The sequence below is a fragment of the Anaerococcus faecalis genome (genome assembly GCF_013371425.1).
Taxonomy (GTDB): domain Bacteria; phylum Bacillota; class Clostridia; order Tissierellales; family Peptoniphilaceae; genus Anaerococcus; species Anaerococcus porci.
On record NZ_JABVBA010000001.1, the window covers coordinates 112,111 to 132,515 of the forward strand.

A 20,405-nucleotide genomic window follows, 5' to 3' on the forward strand; every position below is an offset into this window, starting at 1 on the left:
TTTTGCCTGTAAGGAGAAATATGCAATTAAAAACTAATGAAATTTATAAAGACCATTTTAAAGGCAAGACATATAATATAACTACTTTTGGGTGTCAGATGAATGAACATGATTCTGAAAGAATTTCATACTTATTGGAAGACATAGGATATAAAAAAACTGAAAATAGAGATGAAGCTGACTTAATTTTATTTAATACTTGTTTGGTTCGTGAAAATGCGGAATTGAAATTATATGGTCAAGTTGGGAGTTTAAAAAAATTAAAGGAAGAAAATCCAGAAAAAATTATTGTAGTATCAGGTTGTATGATGCAAACCAGTGTTGCAAGAGAAGTTATAGAAAAAAAACATAAAGAAGTTGATATAATCTTTGGTACTAAAAATATAAATTCTCTACCAGATTTATTATTTAGGTATTTAGAAAGCGGAGAAAGAGTCATAGATATATCTGAAGATAATGTTAAAGATGACTATGTAAATTACAACTCAAAAAATAATTTCCAAGCTTATGTAAATATAATGAGAGGCTGTGATAACTTCTGTTCATATTGTATTGTTCCACAATCAAGAGGAAGAGAAGAAAGTAGAAGACCTTCTCATATAATTGAAGAAATAGAAAATCTTGTGAGAGAAGGATATAAGGAAGTAACACTTCTTGGACAAAATGTAAACTCTTATGGAAATAAGTCCGATTTTAATGTGACTTTCCCTGAACTACTAGAAAAATGTGCTCAAATTGATGGTTTAAAAAGATTAAGATTCACAACAAGTCACCCAAAAGATTTATCAGATGATTTAATTAAAGTAATTAAAAAATATGATAATATTTGTAATTATTTTCACTTACCTATGCAAAGTGGATCTAATAAAGTTCTTAAAGATATGAATAGAAAATATACAAAAGAGAAATACCTTGAAAGAGCATTAAAATTAAAAGAAGAAATACCAGGTATATCTATATCTACGGATATAATTGTGGGCTATCCTACAGAAGATGAAGAAGATTTTATAGAAACACTTGATGTATGTAAGAAAGTTGGTTTTGATTCAGCATTTACCTTTAAATACTCGCCTAGACCAAACACTAAGGCAAGTAAGCTTACACCAATAAACGATATGATTGTCCAAGATAGGTTTGACAGACTACTTGATACCTTATATCCTATTTTTAATGAGAAAAATAAAGAATACTTAGGAAAAACAGTTGAAGTTCTTCTTGAGTCTGAAAGTAAGAATAACAGAGAAGTGCTGACCGGTAGGACAGATACCTTTAAATTAGTTCATGTTAAGGCTGATAATAGCCTTATAGGAAAATTTGTAAAGGTAAAGATTACAGATCACACATCATTTACTATATCTGGAGATTTAATAAGCTAGATAGAAAGAAGGAGAACATGAAGTCTTATGTAGTTAAAGCAAAGGCAAAACTAGGTAAATTACCGGATAAGACCATTAGAAGAGATTTATTATACGAAGATGATACAGATAGAAAACTTGATATTATCAAATCATTTTATCCGGAAATATCTTCTTTAACAAGTAAAAGTGATTTAGAAATCGGTCTTGAAAATCATTTATACGATAACCTTTATTCTTTTTTGAAATTTATAAAGGGTGAAGAAAAAGAATTTTTCATTAAATATATTTCTAGATATGAAATTTCAATTCTACAGCTTATAATACAAGCTTTGCTAAATAATCATATAAAAGATAGCTTGGAAATTATAAAAGAAAATAAGTTTTCAAAAGCCTTTGATATAAAAGAAGACTATGATTTTGAAGATTTTGTTTTAAAAAGTAACAATACTAGATATTATAGGAGCTTATTCCCATTTTTAAATGAAAATGTGGATAGAAGCTCATTAATATTTTTGTCTTCAAATTCTTTGAATAAATTCTATTATAGGGACCTCTTAGAAGAAATTTCTAAATTTTCTAAAAATGAAAGAGATGAGTTAAGAGACTTTATAGGAAAAAAAATAGATATATTTAATATAGAGATGCTTTATAGACTTATAAGATTCTTTGATATAAATAGTAATGAAATGTTTAACTATTTAATTGAAGGAGGTAAATATCTTAAGTCTGATGACTTGATAAAATTATCTAATATGAATTTAATTAATTTCAAAGACTTTATAATAGGAAGTCAATATAAAGATTTATTTTTAACTAGTAAAACTTTTTATAAGGCAAAAGAAGATTATTTATCAAAACTTTCAAAAAAATTAGCTAATTCTAAATATGATTTATTAAAACTAATCTATATTGTTGATATGATAGACATATCTAATAGAAATCTAATTAGTCTTTTGGAACTTGACGAAAGTTTTGATAAAGATGAGAAGAAAAAATATATAATAGAGAGGTGAATTATGGCTGTAGAAAAAATGCATCTAGTCAATATAATGGCAAGGTTAGATAATCTAGATAGTTTTTTAGAAGATTTAATAGAAATTGATGAATTTGACCAAGTTGATGCTTTAAGACAGATTCAAAATAGGGAATTTTCAATAACTTCAAATGAAGCAAATATTGAAAAAACTGAAGATTTCAATAATATTGAATCTTTTGAAAAATTAGACCCTAATTTTTTAAAGAAACTTGAAGATATGAAAGAGTTTCTTAACTTAAAAGATTCTACTCATGGGAAAAAAATTGATAATGAAAAACTTGAATATCTTTATAATATATTAGATGAAAAGATTAATGAAAAGAAAAAGTTAGAAGAAAGAAATATAAAACTTGAAGAATACATTAGAAATTTAAGAGCATTAGAAAATGAAGATATTGATATAAATAAGGTACAAAAACTTAATTATTTTTCGTATAGACTTGGTGAAGTAAGCAAGGACGGTAGATTTATATTAAAAAATAATTATGAATCAATACCATCATTAATTATTCACTTAAAAGAAAATGATCCTGATATTGAAATAAATAAGCAGGCTCTTGGAGATATCTATAATATTGATAAAGAAACTAAAAAACTTAGGGATGATACGGATAAAATTTTAGAAAATGAGAAGGCCAATGTTAATAAAATCAGCATAGAACTTAATGAGGAGTATGATAAAAAGACAAAAAATGATTCGTCTAAATTGTATGATGATATTCTAAGTAAGGCAAATGTAGAATCTAAAAATATAGAAGAATTTTATAAACAACAAAAGTCTGAAACTGAAAAAATTTATAAAGATAAGAAAGATAGCATTATAAAAGACTTCTTCCAAAAGATAATTAAATAGAAAGGAGGTTATATGAAATTATTAGAAAAATTAGGTTTTAAAGATAAATATAAAAATAGTCCAAAAAGTAAGAATATAGATCAGTCAAATGAGGATTATCTTTTAGTATATCCTAAAAATGTTGAGGATGAAGTAAATAGAACAATATCTTCCTTGGGTTTTATTGATAAAGAGATAGAAAATGGGACAGATATGGAAAGTCTTAGAAAAGAGTATGAAGAGAATAAAAGGAAACTAAAAGAATTAGATAAGAGCCTCAGTAAGATAAAAAATGATAATTTAGCTGATTTGGAAAATATCCCAAAAACAATAGATTATTATAAAAAATCTTCAAAACTTAAAGAAAAGATGCTTAGAGGAAATAAATATTTTTACCTTTCAGGCTGGGTTCCTGAATCAAAATTTAAGATATTAAAAGATACAGTCGATAAGTATGAAGACAGCTTGATCGACCAAAAAAAAAATAAGGAAACAATAGCCAATCCACCTACTAAGCTGAAGAATAATAAAATATTTAAGCCATTTGAATTTTTAGTAAATATGTATGGTGCTCCAAATTATAATGAAGTAGATCCTACAGGATTTTTTGCCATTACATATATGCTTTTATATGGAATGATGTTCGGTGATCTAGGACAAGGTTTAGTTTTTATATTAGCTAGCTTCTTTATAGGAAAGAAAAATGAAGTTTTTGGTCAACTTATTAGAAGGATTGGAATATCAGCATCAATTTTTGGTCTTATGTATGGTTCATTCTTTGGAATTGAAACTTTGATACCAACTCTGCTTATAAAACCATTTGATAATATAATAAAAGTTTTAGCAGCATCTGTAGGATTTGGTATTATTTTATTAATAATATCATATCTTATCGGAATATATAATAAGTTAGTCAAACAAAAAGATTTAGAAGAGGGTATTTTTGGTAAAGAGGGAATAGCAGGACTCATAATGATGATATCATTTATTATGATAATACTTAATATAGTAAATATTAATCCACTACCAATGATAATATCATTAATACTTTTAATCTTATCTATAGTTATGATGATATTTAAGCAACCTATCACTAGAATATTACTTAGTGTTAGTCCTTTATATGATCAATCAGGTTCAGATTATTACGTAGAAAGTTCTTTTTCTATAATAGAAGCACTTTTATCAGTATTTTCAAATCTTGTTTCTTTTACAAGAGTTGGAGCCTTTGCAATAAACCACGTAGGTTTATATATGGCATTTGAAGTTATTAGTAAGCTTGTCGGTGGAGGCTTTATAGGAATAATTATATTGATTTTAGGTAATATTCTAATTATAGGTCTAGAGGGAATGATAGTATTTATCCAAGGCTTAAGGCTTGAATTTTACGAAATGTTTAGTAAATATTACAAGGGAGATGGACATAAATTTAGTCCAATAAGTAAATTATAAGGAGAAAAATATGATTTTAGTAACAATTTTAGCACTTTTATGTGTAACAATGACAATTTATTCAGGTTTATACTTAATGAAAAACAATGAGGACCCATCAAAGGAAAAAATAAAAAAAGCCTTAAAAATTAATTTATCAACATTTGTTCCAATCATGGTTATGATTTTAGTCTTGATTTTACCAGATGGAGTTAAGGCTGCAGCAAATGGAAATGAAGCAATGGCTGCAAGTGGTCTTAAATATATAGGTGCTGCTTTATCAACAGGTCTTGCAACTATAGGAACTGGATATGCTGTAGGTCAAGTAGGTTCAGCCGCTTTAGGAGCTATTTCAGAAGATGCATCTATTTTGGGTAGAACAATAATCTTTGTTGGACTTGCTGAAGGTATTGCTATCTTTGGTGTAATTATTTCTATATTAATTCTTTACGCATAAAATGAAAGCAAATATTATAACTAAGGATATGTCACTACTTCTAGGGTTTAGACTCGGAGGTATAGATGGCTGCCTTATCGACAAAAATGATCAAATATTAAAAAATTTCAATCAATATTCTAGAAATAAGGAAACAGCATTAATAATATTTTCAAAAGATTGTTATGAACTTATTAAAGATGAGGTTGAATCTTTTAGACAAATCAAGGACAAACCCTTGATAGTAGTTTTAGATTAGTAAGGAATATAATATGCTAGATTTAAGTTCAAAGATATCAAGCTTTAGAAAGATGGTTTGGTCTAATGAAAAGAAAAAAAGCGAGAAACAGCTTTATAATTCTACAGAAAATTCATCTAAAGCTTTAAGTGAAATAAAAATAAAGCTAGAAAATGAATATAATAAGTACATGGAAAAAAGAGAAGAATTTGCTAATTCAAGAAAAAATGAAAAAATAGCAAATATATCTCAGCACGAAAAAACACTTTATAATAAATTTAAGGAAGAACTCTTAAATAAACTAATTGATGAAATTAGATTAGAGCTTATTGACTATAGTAAAAGTGATGAATACAAAGAAAAATTAAAAATAGAGGCTACAAAAATATTTGAAAGCTTATCTAAGGATGATGATTCTCTGATTTTAGCGGTTAGAGAATCTGACAAAGAACTATTTGATTTTGATACCGAAACTATGGATGATAGTAAGATTGGTGGCTTTATTATAAGAAATAAAGATTTTACCTATCAATATAATTTTTCTTTAGAAAAGAAACTAGACAATTATAAGTATGAAATTGGTAGCGAATTTTATAAAGAAATTGCTGAAAATTTCAAAAAAGAAATGGAGGAATTATATGACTCCAAGAATTAAATCTATAAATGGACCTGTAATAGTAGCAAAAGATGCTAGTAAACTTAAAGTTAGAGAAATGGTTAATGTAGGTTCTTTAAAACTTATAGGTGAAGTAGTATCTATAGATGGCAATATGGGTGTAATACAAGTTTATGAAGATAGTTCAGGTCTTAAGGTAGGTGATGAAATAGTCCCTACACATAGACCTTTATCAGTAAGGCTTGGACCTGGTATGATTGGAAATATGTTTGATGGTATTCAAAGACCATTAGATAGGATTGCTGCAAAAAATGGAGCTTTTATTCCTTCTGGTTTAGGTTTATCAAATCTTGATGAAGAAAAACTGTGGGATATAAAAATTAAAGTCAAAATAGGCGACTTAATTAAAATAGGCGATATTTATGCAACTTGTAAAGAAAGTCCAATAATAGAGCATAGAATAATGTCAAATGTTAATGGTGAAGTTATAGAGATATCAGATGATGGTTTTTATAAACTAGAAGATACTATTGTAAAGGTTAAAACAAATGACGGTATAGAAGAATTAAAACTTTATCAATATTGGCCTGTAAGAGTTCAAAGACCTGTTAAAGAGTCAAAAGCTTTAAATAAGCTTTTAGTGACAGGACAAAGAGTTTTAGATATTTTCTTTCCAGTTGCAAAGGGAGGAACTGTAGCAATTCCAGGAGGATTTGGTACAGGAAAAACAATGCTTCAACACCAATTGGCCCAATATTCAGACGCTGATATAATTATATATATAGGTTGTGGTGAACGTGGAAATGAAATGACCCAAGTACTTGAAGACTTTCCAGATCTAATAGATCCAAATACTGGAAGAGGTCTAATGGAAAGGACTATTCTTATAGCAAATACCTCAAATATGCCAGTAGCAGCAAGAGAGGCTAGTATTTATACTGGAATAACCATGGCGGAATATTTTAGGGATATGGGCTATGATGTAGCTCTTATGGCAGATTCAACATCAAGATGGGCAGAGGCCTTAAGAGAAATATCTGCAAGACTTGAAGAAATTCCCGCTGAAGAGGGATACCCAGCTTATCTAGGTTCAAGACTTTCTCAATTTTATGAAAGGGCAGGAGATTTTATAAATTTAAATGGTAGTGAGGGCTCAGTTACTCTAATTGGTGCTGTATCTCCAACAGGAGGAGATTTCTCGGAGCCAGTAACTGAAAATACAAAAAGAAGTGTAAATGTATTTTTAGGTCTGGATAAAAATCTTGCTTACTCAAGACACTACCCTGCTATAAATTGGCTTACTTCTTATTCTAATTACCTTGACCAAATGGGAGATTATTATGAAAACTTGACAGGTGAAGATATTATAGGGTTAAGAAATAGGATGATGACAATACTTACTGAAGAAGATAAGCTTCAATCTATAGTAATGCTTGTTGGAAAAGATGCTTTAAGTGATAAGCAAAAAAATCTATTAGATGTGGCAAGTATTATAAAAATTGCCTATCTTCAACAAAATGCTTTTAATGATATAGATAAGTATGTGCCATTAGAAAAGCAAGTTTTAATGCTAAAGGCTATAGAAGCTTATTATAACTATTCCCTTGAAGCTATTGATAGGGGAATATCTTATAAGGACATTTACAATAAAGACTTAATTTCAGAGCTTAATGGCATGAAATATAATATTAAAAATGATGAAACAGATAAATTTATTGAGTTAAATAACAATATCCGTTCTTATTTTCAAAGTCTAAAAGAGGGTGAACTATGATAAAAGAATATACAAGAATTAAAAAAATAGAAGCATCAATTATAGAGTTAGAAAAAGTTTCAGATATTGCTTATAGTGCTGTGGTAAAGATAAATACACTTGGTCAAGAATTTATAGGACAAGTTGTAAAAATAGATGAAGACACAGTAACAGTTGAAGTTTTTGGTGATACTCAAAATTTCTCAATTTATGATATAGTTGTTGAATTTAATGAAAAACCCTTAGAGATTCCATTAAATGAGTCAATATTAGGCAGAACTTTTAATGGTGTAGCAAGACCAATTGATAATGGTGGAGAAATCTACTCTGATAAGTTTTATTCTGTAGAAGGTAAACCTTTAAATCCTGTATCAAGACAATATCCAAGAAATTTTATCCAAACAGGTATATCATCAATTGATATACTAACAACATTAATACGTGGTCAAAAACTACCTATATTTTCAGGATCTGGAATGCCACATAACGAAATAGCTGCCCAAATTGTACGACAAGCAAAACTTAAGACCGATGAAGACTTTTGTTTTGTATTTGCGGCAATGGGGATAAAAAAGGATGAAGCAATGTTCTTTGATGATGCCTTTACCAAGGCAGGTGTAAAAAATAAGGTAGTTATGTATGAAAATCTTGCGGATGATCCAATAATGGAAAGACTTATAACACCAAAATGTGCTCTAACAGCTGCAGAATACTTAGCATTTGAAAAAAATAAACATGTTTTAGTAATAATAACTGATATTACATCATATGCAGAAGCTTTACGTGAAGTGTCATCTATTAGGCAAGAGGTGCCATCACGTAAGGGTTATCCAGGATATCTTTACTCAGATTTAGCCTCTTTATATGAAAGAGCTGGTATGATAAAAGGGATAAATGGATCAGTAACCTTAATCCCTATACTAACTATGCCAAATGACGATATAACCCATCCTATTCCAGATTTGACTGGATATATCACAGAAGGTCAAATTGTAGTAGATAGGGGACTTAATCAAAAAGGGATATATCCTCCAATAAATGTTCTTCCATCTTTATCAAGACTTATGAAAGATGGGATAGGAGAAGGATATACAAGGGATGATCATGATGATTTGATGAATCAGTTATATGAATCTTATTCTAAGGTTCAAGAAATTAGAAATATTTCACAAATAGTTGGTGAGGATGATCTTTCAGATGTTGATAAGAAATTTTTGAAATTTGGTAAGATATTTGAAAATAAGTTCTTAAGCCAAGATCAATACGAAAATAGGTCTATAGAAGAATCATTAGATTTAGGTTGGGATATTCTTAAAATACTTCCTCTAGATCAACTTCATAGAGTAAGTGATAAAAATAAAGCAAAATTCTTGGGTGGAAATAATGACAGAGACTAAGCTTGCACCAACCAAAGCCAATCTAATGAAAGCTAAAGCCCAGCTTGACCTTATCAATGAGGGCTATGATATTTTAGATAAGAAGAGAAAGGCTCTTATTAGTCAGTATAATGCTAAAATTGATCAAAGAAACGAGTTGAATGATATAGTAAATTCATCAATTAAAGATGTAAAAAAAGCAATTAAAAAAGCAAGTGCAACTATAGGGGAGGATAAGCTTAAATCAATAGCTTTATCAGTACCATTAGATAATTCAATATCTTTAATAAATAGAAAATTTATGCAAATGAAAATTTATGAGATAAGTTTTGAAGAAAAAAAGCTTGATTTATCTTATTCATTAAGTTTAACAAACTCTTTATTTGACCTAGCCTTAATTTCATTAAATGAATTAAAGAGTAAGGTGTATAAGTTAGCTGAGCTTGATACAACTATTAATAATCTTGATAAAGAGATTAAAAAAACCTCAAAAAAGGTTAATAGTCTTGAAAAAGTTCAAATACCAAATTATAACAAAACAATTAAATCTATTTCTAGTCAAATTGAAGAAAAAGAAAGAGAAGAATTTTCTAAAACAAAAATGATAAAAGATAGAAAAGTTGATAATAAGTAAGTCTTATGCAAACGTCTTGTTTACATAAGACTTTTTTACATTATGGATAAATAAGAAAAGTACATGAACAATATCAAAAATTAGTAATAGGTGCTAGCATAAATTCTATAATATTATAGATAAAAAGTGGTAAAATAATTGTCTGAAAAATGATATTGATATAGAATAAATATATAATATAATTTGAAAGGGAAAAGCCTAAATTCAGCTAATTATGATGGTATATACTAATTAAAAATGATTAAAATAAAGCCAGTTCTATTCCAAAATCCTTCCAAGGATTTTAAAAAAAACGTAGTCTTTATCAAAACGTCTTTTACAAATTTAATTGTAAAGGGCGTGTTTTTTATATAGAGTTTAAGTAAATTGTAGGCAAATTTTAATATAGAAATTCTTGGATGAATTTTGAATTGAATTTTATCGTAAATATTTTTAATTATTTTTTAATAGATTTGTTTTTAGAATATACTTTTATTTAATTTAGAAATATTATTCAACTTGACAATATATATAATGTAGACATAATTAGGATTGCTAAAGGATAAATTTATATGAAAAAGAAAATAATAACACCAGCATTAATCCTATCATTAGGACTATTAGCAGCACCCCAAGCACACGCACAAGAGTGCAAAGCTAACGACTTAATTAATCAATCACAAACATTAATTACACAACTCAATCAAAACACAAGAGACTTAGACTCTATAAAAGCTAAAAAATGATGTTAAAGAAAACTCAGATGAAATAACACCATCTACCCTATCTAAGCCATCAAAAGAAGAAAAGAACGATGACAAAAAAGAAGAAGCAAAAGAGCTTCCACTAGGTGAATATGAACTAATAGAAAAAGCCGAATCCATAAAAAACAGATGATACAGTATTATGTCAAAGCCATTCCACTTTAACATACTCGGCAATAAGACAGGCTCTGAATGGGCTTCATATCAATATGAAAAAAACCATCTAGACATAATCTCAGTAGAAAACGTATAAGAAAACAATGAATTCAAAATCAAAATAACCTTAGGAAATATACATCAAAAAGGACAACTAGAATTAGTCAAAATAGGAAAACTTCTTACAGGAACAACAACAGAAGATAAATTAGTTATAAAATAACCAAACCAACAATCACATTAGATAGACTTCAAAATTGTTTTCTTGATTAAAATATTTTATTCTATAAAGTCTAAATCATTTATTTTTTGTAAAAGATAAAAATATTTTTTACTATCTTCATTTATTACTATTTCTTCAAAAGAATTGAGATTATAGCTATGAACGTATTCTACACTATCCTTAATATTATCATAATTTATATTTATTCCTATATTTTTTAAGATTTAAGAATTGTTTTTAAAGTAATTTCTGTTATTCTTTTTTCTATATAATCGTAGTTTAAATGATTTTCATTTGAATTGAAAGAATCTCAAATAGTTATTTCTACTATAATATAATAGAATTGGGAAGTTAAAAATAATATTGTTTACTAGAAGTATTTATAATTTAGAAATCATAATTAGAGGTATAAATAATAGTAAAATTATTCTTGAGATTAAATACTAAAAACATTGGGAAAGTGAACTAACTGTTTTAAGAATCAAGGCATAAGTTAATAATATTAGATAATGGTTCATGTAAAAATTGCTTGTTTAAAATTAATTAATTTAGCAAATCATTACAATATTTTAAATTACTTATAACTAATTTTATATAACAAATTAGTTTTCTAAGCTTGCTATATAGTCTTCAAGTTGTTTAGAATAGATTGTAATGACTTGCTAAAGATAGGAAATAATAATTTTTTAATAATTCCTATCTAATAAATTTAATAGTTTCGTATTCGCTTGCATCTTCTATGTCATATGATGATTTTTGCATGGATGCAGATAAAGCTAGTCCTACATTTGCAAAACATATAAGTAAGAATGTTCCTCCCGATGAGAAAAATGGTAAGGGAATTCCAGTAACAGGCATAAGACCTATTGTCATTCCTACATTTTCAAATATATGGATAAAAAACATAGCTGAAATACCAGAAACTAATAGGCTCACAAAAGTATTTTTTGAATTTTTACTTATAGCTATAAACCTATAAATCATTATAACAAAGGCTATTAGCATAAGTATTGCACCTATAAATCCAAGTTCTTCTGCAAGCACTGAGAAAATATAATCTGTTTCCTTTTCAGGGATATAACCATATTGAGCTTGGGTTCCTTTCATATATCCACGTCCTGTAAGCATACCACTTCCTATGGCTATTAAACCTTGTTGTTGTTGCCAACCACTACCAGATGTATCTCTTGATGGGTCCAAAAAGTCATGAATTCTATCGGCTCTATAGCCCTTAAGATTAAGTAATAAAATTAAAAATCCAACTATAGCGATGGCTAATAGAGCAATGATCCATTTCCATGAAAGTCCAGCCATAAAAAACATTACAGCTATAAAAAATATATAAACCATGGCTGTCCCAAAGTCAGGTTGGAATAATATTAAAATTACAGGAACTAGGGCAAAGGCCATACTTATAAGTAGACCACTTGGTTTATTTATATTTGATTTGTATTTATCAAAATAAGCTGCTAAAGCAAATATTATACCAACTTTAGTTACCTCAGATGGTTGAATTTGAATAGGACCGAGAATTAACCAAGAATTAGAACCCCACTCTTGTTCACCTTGTCCAAAAAGTATGGTTAATAGTAACAAAATTAAGGATATTACATAAACTGGCATCCATGCTTTTTTTATAACATCCATATCCATGGTGCATAAGACAAATATAAGTATAAATCCTAATACAGTTGCAACTATTTGGCTTTTTATATTGCTAATCTTTCCAGAAAAAGCAGAATAAAGTATAAATAGTCCATATAAACTTAAAAAAGCCACACTTATAAATAGCAGCCAATCGAATCTTTTTAAATCTTTTTTCTTTAAATTAAACATTTAATCACTCCAATACTAGTAATAATTATATAATAAGCATCTTAAATCTTCAATCTTTATTTTTCCCAAAAGATAAGGGTATAATAAATTAAGAGGTGAGAATTATTTTAGAAAAAGAAGAAATTTCAAAAGTAATAGATATACTAAATCAACTTTATCCAAATCTTGATAAAAGTTTTCTAGATTTTACAACACCATTTGAACTCTTAGTAGCTACAATTCTATCAGCTCAATGTACCGATGTAAGAGTAAATAAAGTTACAAAATATATGTTTAAAATTGCTAATAAAGCAGAAGACTTTGCAAATATGAATATTAAAGATATTGAAGACTTGATAAAAACATGTGGACTTTATAAGAATAAAGCAAAAAATATTAAAAATGCATCTATAATGTTGTTAAGGGAATTTGATGGAAAAGTACCTGATACCATGGAAGATTTGATTAAACTTCCAGGAGTTGGTAGAAAAACAGCAAATGTTGTAATGGCAAATGCTTTTAATAAAGATACCATAGCAGTAGATACTCATGTACAAAGGGTTTCAAATAGGATAGGTCTTGCTGATAGTAAGAATGTGTTAAATACTGAAAAAGATTTGATGAAAAACTTACCAAAAGACAGATGGTCAATTTTACACCATCAGATTATAGCACATGGAAGAAAAATTTGTAAGGCTAGAAATCCACTTTGCCATGAATGTGATATAAGAGTTTTATGTGAGTACTATAAGGAGAAAAAATGATAAAATTATTTGCTATTGACTTAGATGGGACAACTTTAGATAATCAGTCAAGGCTTGATAATAAAGTTATAGAGGCTTTAAAAAAATTAGATGAAAATGGTATAAAATTCGTATTTACTTCTGGAAGAGCAAAGCCATCCGTAGATTATTTAACATCTCTTACAGGTTTCGATAACCCAACTGTAGCTAATAATGGAGCTATAGCATCTATAAATAGAGAAAACATAATATACGAAAATTATCTAACTTATAAAAATATAGAAAAGCTTATTGAATTTTGTGAAAATTATAAACTTTTGTATCAATTTTATGACCATGATACTTATTATTCTAATAGAGTATGTCCTGAAAGATTTAGCCATCTAAAAAAGAAAAGTGATTATGGAATGAATTATCAGGTCAATTTTTCTTTTTCAGCAAATCCCTTAAATGAAATAAAAAACAGAAATAGTAATGTACTTAAATTTCAAATATTTCCAAAGGAATATAATAAATTAAGTAAAGATAGGATTATTGAAGAAATTAGAAAGTTCAATAAAAATCTTTATATAACATCATCAAATGATAAAGTTATAGAAATAATGCAAAAAAATGTAAGTAAATATCAAGCTATATGTGAAGTTTCAGATTATTTGGGTATAAATAGAGATGAAATAGCTGCAATTGGAGATCAAGATAATGATATACCAATGTTAAAGTTAGCGAAGCTTTCTTTTGCAGTTGAAAATGCTATAGATGAGGTAAAAGAAATTGCAGATGTAATTGTAGGATCTAATGATGAATTTGGTATTGTTGAAGCTATTGATATAGTAATAAAAAGGAATAAAGATGTTTAATATAGTATTGATTTCTCCACAACATCCTGGAAATGTTGGCAATATATCAAGAACTTGTGTACAGACTGATTCAACTCTTCATCTAATAAGACCATTTAAATTTGACCTATCAAATAAATCTTTAAGAAAAGCTGGCATTGACTATTGGGATGATTTGAAGCTAGTAATTCATAATAGTGTTGATGATTTTTTTGAATATGTAAAAGATAAAAATATATATTTTATCGAAACAGGAAGTAATAGGACTTATTGTGATATTTGCTTTAAAGTAGATGATTATCTAATTTTTGGCAGAGAAAAAGAAGGTATAGATCAAAAACTATTAGATGAACATAAGGATAAAATTTTTAGTATACCAATGACTAATAAGATAGATAGGTCATTAAATTTAGCTAATTCAGTTGCAATAGTTTTATATGAAGGATTAAGACAAAATAATTTTTTTAAATAATAGAGGTGAAATATGTTTGATGTAATAATAATTGGAGCAGGACCTGCAGGACTTACAGCAGGTCTTTATGCTGGTAGGGCTAAGCTTAAAACATTAATTTTAGAAAAAGATATAGCAGGTGGGCAAATTGCAACAACAGAGCATGTAGAAAACTATCCTGGTTCTGAAAAAGGAGCAGGAGGTCTTGCCATATCAGATAGGATGGAAGAGCAAGCAAGAGAGTTTTGTGAAATAAAATATAAAGAGGTTAAGAAAGTAGAGCTTAAAGGTGAAGTTAAAAAAGTGTATACGACAGATGAAGTTTATGAAAGCAAGGTGGTTATTATCTCAACTGGGGCAAGTCATAGGAAATTGAATGTTCCAGGTGAAAAAGAATTTGCAAATCTTGGAGTTTCATACTGTTCAACCTGCGATGGTCCATTTTATCAAGGTTTAGATATATTTGTAATTGGTGGAGGTGAGGCAGCACTAGAGGAAGCACTCTATCTTACTAAATTTGGCAAGTCTGTAAATATAATTCATAGAAGAGAAGGTTTTAGAGCAAGTCAAACTGTAGTTGATAGATGTAAGGAAAATGAAAAAATCAATTTCTTATTAAATTATACAGTTGAAGAGATAAAAGGAGAAAGTGAAGTAAATGAACTTATACTAAAAAACACTCAAACAAATGAATTAAAAAGAATAAAAAATGATGATAATAGTCCATTTGGGGTATTTATATATATAGGTAATATACCACAAACTGATTTATTTAAAGATCAAATTGAACTTATAGATGGCTATATTCCTACAGATGAGGACATGAAAACTAATTTAAAGGGAGTTTTTGCTATTGGTGATACCAGAGTTAAAAAAATAAGACAAATGGTAACAGCAACAAGTGATGGATGTATAGCTAGCGAGATGGCTAATAAATATATCGATAATGGTGAGTGGTAATATACACTTGACAAAAAATCGTCAATTAGTAAAATAATTATTGTAAAGCACATTGAAAAAGCACTTAGGAGGAAATAATGACAACAAAAGTAGCTATTAATGGATTTGGAAGAATAGGACGTCTTACACTTAGAAGAATTGCTGAAGTTGAAGACAATATAGAAGTAGTAGCAATCAATGATCTTATTGATAAAAAAGGCTTATTATATGCATTTAAATATGATACTGCTCAAGGAAGATTCAGCGGGGAAGCTGAACTTACAGATGATGGATTTAAAATAAATGGAAAAGATATAAAAGTATTTGCTGAAAGAAATCCAGAAGACCTTCCATGGAAAGACTTAGATGTTGATATAGTACTTGAATGTACAGGATTCTTTACAGAAAAAGAAAAAGCAGAAGCTCATATTAAAGCAGGAGCTAAGAAAGTTTTAATTTCAGCACCAGGTAAAGGTGATATGAAAACAATAGTTTATGGTGTTAACCATGAAACACTTGATGGATCAGAAACAGTGGTTTCAGGTGCTTCATGTACAACAAACTGTTTGGCACCAATGGTTAATGTATTGGTAAAAGAATTTGGTTTTGTATCAGGACAAATGTCAACAATCCATGCTTATACAGCTACTCAAGCTATCCAAGATACTCCAGCTAGTAAAAAAGACCTTAGAGGTGGAAGAGCAGCAGCTCAAAATACAATTCCAGCATCAACAGGTGCAGCTAAAGCAGTTGGTAAAGTACTTCCAGAAGTAGAAGGAAAAATAGATGGTTCAGCTCTAAGAGTTCCAACAATAACAGGTTCTATTACAGAACTTTACTCAGTACTTGAAAATAAAGTTACTGTGGAAGATGTTAATGCTGCAATGAAAAAATATGAATCAGATGCTTTTGCTTACACAGAAGATGATATAGTATCAAGTGATATTGTTGGATATCCAGCAGGAAGTGTATTTGATTCACAATTAACAAAAATAGTTGAAGGTACAGATGGAACACAAGTTGTTAAAACTGTAGCATGGTATGATAACGAAATGGGATATGTATCTAACCTAGTTAGAACACTAGATTACTTGGCAAATCTTTAAGATTTTAATTGGCGGGATATAGTCTCGCCTTTTTTTAGAGGTGAATAATGAATAAAAAAACAGTAAAAGATTTAAATGTATCTGGAAAAAAGGTGTTAGTTAGAGTTGACTTTAATGTTCCTTTATCAAAGGAAGAAAAGGGAGTTATAGCTGATGATGCTAGAATAAGAGCGGCTCTACCTACTATTGATTACCTATCAGAAAATGGTGCAAAGGTAATATTAATTAGTCATTTAGGAAGACCAAAGGGAGAAGCTAATCCAGAATTTACTTTAAAACCAGTAGCAGATTGGCTTAAGAATAAGTATGGAGAAAAGTTCCATTTTATACCATCACCTAGGGTAATTGATCAAAATGTAAAAGATAAGGTAAATGAATTAAAAGATGGTGAGATTGCTCTTTTAGAAAATACAAGATTTAGACCAGAAGAAACCAAAAATGGTGAAGAATTTGCAAAAGAACTTTCTGAAATTTCTAATTTATATGTAAATGATGCTTTTGGTACAAGTCATAGAGCTCATGCATCCAATGTCGGAGTTGCAAGTATACTTCCATCTGCAGTTGGACTATTAATTGAAAAAGAAATAGATGTTATGGGTAAGGCTCTTGAAACACCAGAACATCCTTTTGTTTCAATTTTAGGTGGAGCAAAAGTATCAGATAAAATTGGTGTTATAGAAAATCTTATAACAAAAGTAGATACAATTCTAATTGGAGGAGGAATGGCTTATACTTTCCTTAAAGCACAAGGAAAAGAGATTGGTAAGTCATTACTTGAAGAAGATAAGATGGATTTATCTCTTGAGCTAATCAAAAAAGCTAAGAATAAAGGAGTTGAAATACTTCTACCTATAGATGTAGTTATTGCTGATGAAATAAAATCAGGTGTTGAGACTTCAATAGTTGATATTGATAATATTCCAGAAGATAAGGAAGCTTTGGATATAGGTCCAAAAACAATAGAACTTTTTGCAAGTAAAATTAAAGATGCAAAAACAGTTGTTTGGAATGGACCAATGGGAGTTTTTGAAATAAAAGAGTTCTCAAATGGTACAAATGAAGTTGCTAAAGCTTTAGCTGACTCAGATGCTGTGACTATAGTAGGTGGTGGAGATAGTGCCCTTGCTATTGAGAAAGCTGGATTTAAGGATAAAATAACACATGTATCAACTGGTGGTGGAGCAAGTCTTGAATTCTTGGAAGGAAAGACTCTACCAGGTATTGCTTGTATTGATGAAAAATAAGGAGTAGATATGCGTACACCTGTAATAATAGGAAATTGGAAAATGAATTTAGCTCCTAGTGAGGCAAAAGCTTTGTTAAGAGAGCTTAGAGAATTAGACCTTGATCAAAGTGTTGAAAAGGGAGTTTGTGTACCAGCTATAGATTTATTAATAGCTGAAGATATTTTAAAAGACAGTGATATTAAGTTTGGTGCTCAAAATATGTACTTTGAAGAAAGTGGTGCTTATACAGGAGAAATTTCTCCAACTATGCTTAATGATATTAAAGCAGATTATGTTATATTAGGTCATTCCGAAAGAAGAGAGTACTTTAAGGAAGATGATGAATTAATTAATAAAAAAGTCTTATCAGCACTTGAGCATGATATAATTCCAATTCTTTGTGTAGGTGAAACTTTAGAAGAAAGAGAATCTAATAAAGAAGAAGAAAAAGTAAGAAATCAATTAGAAAAAGATTTAAAAGATGTTAAAGATTCTGATATAGAAAAGGTAATTATTGCCTATGAACCAATTTGGGCTATAGGAACTGGAAAAACTGCATCATCAGATGATGCTGACTGTATGTGTAAGTTTATTAGAAATTATATAAAAAAGGTCTATGGTGAAGATTATAGCGAAAAAATTAGGATTCAATATGGTGGATCTATGAAGCCTAAAAATGTCAAAGAACTTTTAGCTAAAGAAAATATAGACGGTGGACTTATAGGTGGAGCAAGCCTTAAAGCAAGTGACTTTGAGCAATTAATAAATTATAAAAAATAATAAATAATAAGGAGAAATATAATGAGTGTAATTTCAAGTGTATATGCAAGACAAATTCTTGATTCAAGAGGAAATCCAACAGTAGAAGTTGAAGTTGTTACAGAAGATGGTGGATTTGGTAGGGCAAGTGTTCCATCTGGAGCATCAACTGGTGAATGGGAGGCTGTTGAGCTTAGAGATGGTGACAAAGATTACTATCTTGGAAAATCTGTCCTTCAAGCAGTTAAAAATGTAAATGAGATAATTGCTGAAGAATTAGAATTCACATATGATGTATCAGATCAAGTTGGTATTGATAAAGCAATGATTGAACTTGATGGAACTGAAAACAAGGGTAAACTAGGTGCTAACGCAATCCTTGGCGTATCTCTTGCAGTAGCTAAGGCTGCAGCTGATGAAATTGGCGTTCCTTTATATAACTATCTTGGGGGAACAAATGCTAAACTTCTTCCAACACCAATGATGAATATCCTAAATGGTGGAGAGCACGCAGATAATTCTGTTGATATTCAAGAGTTTATGATTTTCCCACTAGGTGCAGAAAGTTTCTCACACGCTCTTCAAATGGGTACAGAAGTATTTCATAGTCTTAAAAATGTGCTATCATCAAAAGGATATAATACATCAGTAGGAGATGAGGGTGGATTTGCTCCAAATCTTAAATCAAATGAGGAAGCTTTAGAAATTATATGTGAAGCTATTAAGGCTGCAGGATATGAACCAGGAAAAGATGTTTATATAGCTATGGACTGTGCATCTAGTGAATTCTATAATAAAGAAGATGGTAAATATCACCTTAATGGAGAGGGAACAGTTAAAACTGAAGATGAAATGATTGATTGGTTAGAAGAATTAGTTGGCAAATATCCAATTATCTCAATTGAAGATGGTCTTGATGAAAATGACTGGGAAGGTTGGAAAAAACTTACTGATAGACTTGGAAATAAGGTTCAATTAGTAGGAGATGACTTATTTGTAACAAACACTAAAAAACTTGAAAAAGGAATTAAAGAAGGTGTTGCAAATTCAATTCTTATAAAAGTTAATCAAATAGGTTCTCTAACAGAAACTCTAAATGCTATTGAAATGGCTAAAGAAGCTGGCTATACAGCAATAGTATCACATAGATCTGGTGAAACAGAAGATACAACAATATCAGATTTAGTAGTTGCTGTGAATGCAGGTCAAATTAAAACTGGTGCACCTTCAAGAACTGACAGGGTTGCTAAATACAATCAATTATTAAGGATTGAAGATGAACTATTTGATACAGCACAATTTAAAGGTTTAAAGGCGTTCTACAATATCAATAAATAGTTAAAAAATATAGATAGAGGGGTAAATATATACAAAACCCCTCTTTTTATTGATATATATAATAATTTATGTTATCATTATATAGTATGAAAATGGAGGTGTCTTATGACAACAGTATTATCAATCTTATTGATGATTGCTTCTCTTGTACTAGTTATTGCTGTAACTTTACAAGAACCAAAAACTGATGGACTTGGAACATTAGCTGGACAAGAAACTAATGTGTTTGGTAGAAGCGCACATAGATCAAAGAATGAAATGTTAGATAAAGTTGTAATAGCTGCAGGTATTGTATTATTTGTATTGAGTATAGTACTTTTAGCAATAAACTAAGGGGTTGAGTATAACTATAATTTGCCA

The 20,405-nt window shown here is 29.1% G+C and carries 21 protein-coding genes; 20 read left to right on the forward strand and 1 reads right to left on the reverse strand.

Translation table 11 applies throughout. The features are described from left to right. Positions 1–20: 20 nt before the first annotated feature. From miaB to HV819_RS00635, 11 genes are all read left to right on the forward strand, one after another. Positions 21–1,376 carry a tRNA (N6-isopentenyl adenosine(37)-C2)-methylthiotransferase MiaB gene (miaB, locus tag HV819_RS00585; protein WP_154538850.1) on the forward strand — a complete coding sequence of 452 codons (1,356 nt, stop codon included), beginning with the start codon at positions 21–23 and terminating at the stop codon, positions 1,374–1,376. A 17-nt stretch (positions 1,377–1,393) separates the two neighbouring features. After that, entirely contained in the window at positions 1,394–2,371 is a 978-nt protein-coding gene (locus HV819_RS00590; RefSeq protein ID WP_154538849.1) for a V0D/AC39 family V-type ATPase subunit, read from the forward strand. A gap of 3 nt (positions 2,372–2,374) precedes the next feature. Continuing rightward, entirely contained in the window at positions 2,375–3,247 is an 873-nt protein-coding gene (locus HV819_RS00595; protein WP_154538848.1) for a V-type ATP synthase subunit I domain-containing protein, read from the forward strand. A gap of 12 nt (positions 3,248–3,259) precedes the next feature. Then, on the forward strand, positions 3,260–4,678 hold the full coding sequence (locus tag HV819_RS00600; protein ID WP_154538847.1) for a V-type ATP synthase subunit I: 1,419 nt from the start codon (positions 3,260–3,262) through the stop codon (positions 4,676–4,678). Positions 4,679–4,688: 10 nt separating this feature from the next. Beyond that, positions 4,689–5,114 carry an ATP synthase subunit C gene (locus HV819_RS00605; RefSeq protein ID WP_154538846.1) on the forward strand — a complete coding sequence of 142 codons (426 nt, stop codon included), beginning with the start codon at positions 4,689–4,691 and terminating at the stop codon, positions 5,112–5,114. Position 5,115: 1 nt separating this feature from the next. Continuing rightward, positions 5,116–5,352 (forward strand): V-type ATP synthase subunit F, encoded by a 237-nt coding sequence (locus tag HV819_RS00610; protein ID WP_154538845.1) that lies wholly within the window; start codon positions 5,116–5,118, stop codon positions 5,350–5,352. A 13-nt stretch (positions 5,353–5,365) separates the two neighbouring features. Continuing rightward, positions 5,366–5,986, forward strand: coding sequence for a hypothetical protein (locus tag HV819_RS00615; protein ID WP_154538844.1), 621 nt, complete (start codon positions 5,366–5,368; stop codon positions 5,984–5,986). Then, entirely contained in the window at positions 5,970–7,721 is a 1,752-nt protein-coding gene (locus HV819_RS00620; RefSeq protein WP_154538843.1) for a V-type ATP synthase subunit A, read from the forward strand. The genes HV819_RS00615 and HV819_RS00620 overlap by 17 nt, the downstream gene beginning before the upstream one ends. After that, the gene (locus HV819_RS00625) at positions 7,718–9,097 is read left to right on the forward strand and encodes a V-type ATP synthase subunit B (protein WP_154538842.1); all 1,380 of its coding nucleotides are present in this window, start codon (positions 7,718–7,720) and stop codon (positions 9,095–9,097) included. The genes HV819_RS00620 and HV819_RS00625 overlap by 4 nt, the downstream gene beginning before the upstream one ends. Further along, positions 9,084–9,710, forward strand: a complete 627-nt coding sequence (locus tag HV819_RS00630) for a V-type ATP synthase subunit D (RefSeq protein ID WP_176269297.1) — start codon at positions 9,084–9,086, stop codon at positions 9,708–9,710. Before HV819_RS00625 ends, HV819_RS00630 begins: the two co-directional genes overlap by 14 nt. 551 nt (positions 9,711–10,261) lie before the next feature. Further along, positions 10,262–10,435 (forward strand): hypothetical protein, encoded by a 174-nt coding sequence (locus tag HV819_RS00635; RefSeq protein ID WP_176269298.1) that lies wholly within the window; start codon positions 10,262–10,264, stop codon positions 10,433–10,435. 1,093 nt (positions 10,436–11,528) lie between these two features. On the opposite strand, the gene rodA is transcribed toward HV819_RS00635, so the two are convergent. Next, positions 11,529–12,668 carry a rod shape-determining protein RodA gene (rodA, locus tag HV819_RS00640; RefSeq protein WP_176269299.1) on the reverse strand — a complete coding sequence of 380 codons (1,140 nt, stop codon included), beginning with the start codon at positions 12,666–12,668 and terminating at the stop codon, positions 11,529–11,531. 95 nt (positions 12,669–12,763) lie between these two features. On the opposite strand from rodA, the gene nth reads away from it, so the two are divergent. The 9 genes from nth (at position 12,764) to secG (ending at position 20,378) form a co-directional block, all read left to right on the forward strand. After that, positions 12,764–13,411: an endonuclease III gene (gene nth / locus HV819_RS00645; protein ID WP_176269300.1), complete on the forward strand. Its 648-nt coding sequence runs from the start codon at positions 12,764–12,766 to the stop codon at positions 13,409–13,411. Further along, on the forward strand, positions 13,408–14,247 hold the full coding sequence (locus tag HV819_RS00650; RefSeq protein ID WP_154538838.1) for an HAD family hydrolase: 840 nt from the start codon (positions 13,408–13,410) through the stop codon (positions 14,245–14,247). Before nth ends, HV819_RS00650 begins: the two co-directional genes overlap by 4 nt. Beyond that, positions 14,240–14,698, forward strand: a complete 459-nt coding sequence (locus HV819_RS00655) for a tRNA (cytidine(34)-2'-O)-methyltransferase (RefSeq protein ID WP_154538837.1) — start codon at positions 14,240–14,242, stop codon at positions 14,696–14,698. The genes HV819_RS00650 and HV819_RS00655 overlap by 8 nt, the downstream gene beginning before the upstream one ends. A 12-nt stretch (positions 14,699–14,710) precedes the next feature. Next, positions 14,711–15,637, forward strand: coding sequence for a thioredoxin-disulfide reductase (trxB, locus tag HV819_RS00660; protein WP_176269301.1), 927 nt, complete (start codon positions 14,711–14,713; stop codon positions 15,635–15,637). 77 nt (positions 15,638–15,714) lie between these two features. Further along, the gene (gap, locus tag HV819_RS00665; RefSeq protein WP_176269302.1) at positions 15,715–16,722 is read left to right on the forward strand and encodes a type I glyceraldehyde-3-phosphate dehydrogenase; all 1,008 of its coding nucleotides are present in this window, start codon (positions 15,715–15,717) and stop codon (positions 16,720–16,722) included. 47 nt (positions 16,723–16,769) lie between these two features. Further along, on the forward strand, positions 16,770–17,966 hold the full coding sequence (locus HV819_RS00670; protein ID WP_176269303.1) for a phosphoglycerate kinase: 1,197 nt from the start codon (positions 16,770–16,772) through the stop codon (positions 17,964–17,966). Between the two features lie 9 nt (positions 17,967–17,975). Next, on the forward strand, positions 17,976–18,728 hold the full coding sequence (gene tpiA / locus HV819_RS00675; RefSeq protein WP_176269304.1) for a triose-phosphate isomerase: 753 nt from the start codon (positions 17,976–17,978) through the stop codon (positions 18,726–18,728). A gap of 21 nt (positions 18,729–18,749) precedes the next feature. After that, positions 18,750–20,045, forward strand: coding sequence for a phosphopyruvate hydratase (gene eno, locus HV819_RS00680; RefSeq protein ID WP_176269305.1), 1,296 nt, complete (start codon positions 18,750–18,752; stop codon positions 20,043–20,045). 105 nt (positions 20,046–20,150) lie between these two features. Further along, on the forward strand, positions 20,151–20,378 hold the full coding sequence (secG, locus tag HV819_RS00685; protein WP_154538831.1) for a preprotein translocase subunit SecG: 228 nt from the start codon (positions 20,151–20,153) through the stop codon (positions 20,376–20,378). Positions 20,379–20,405 lie beyond the last annotated feature (27 nt).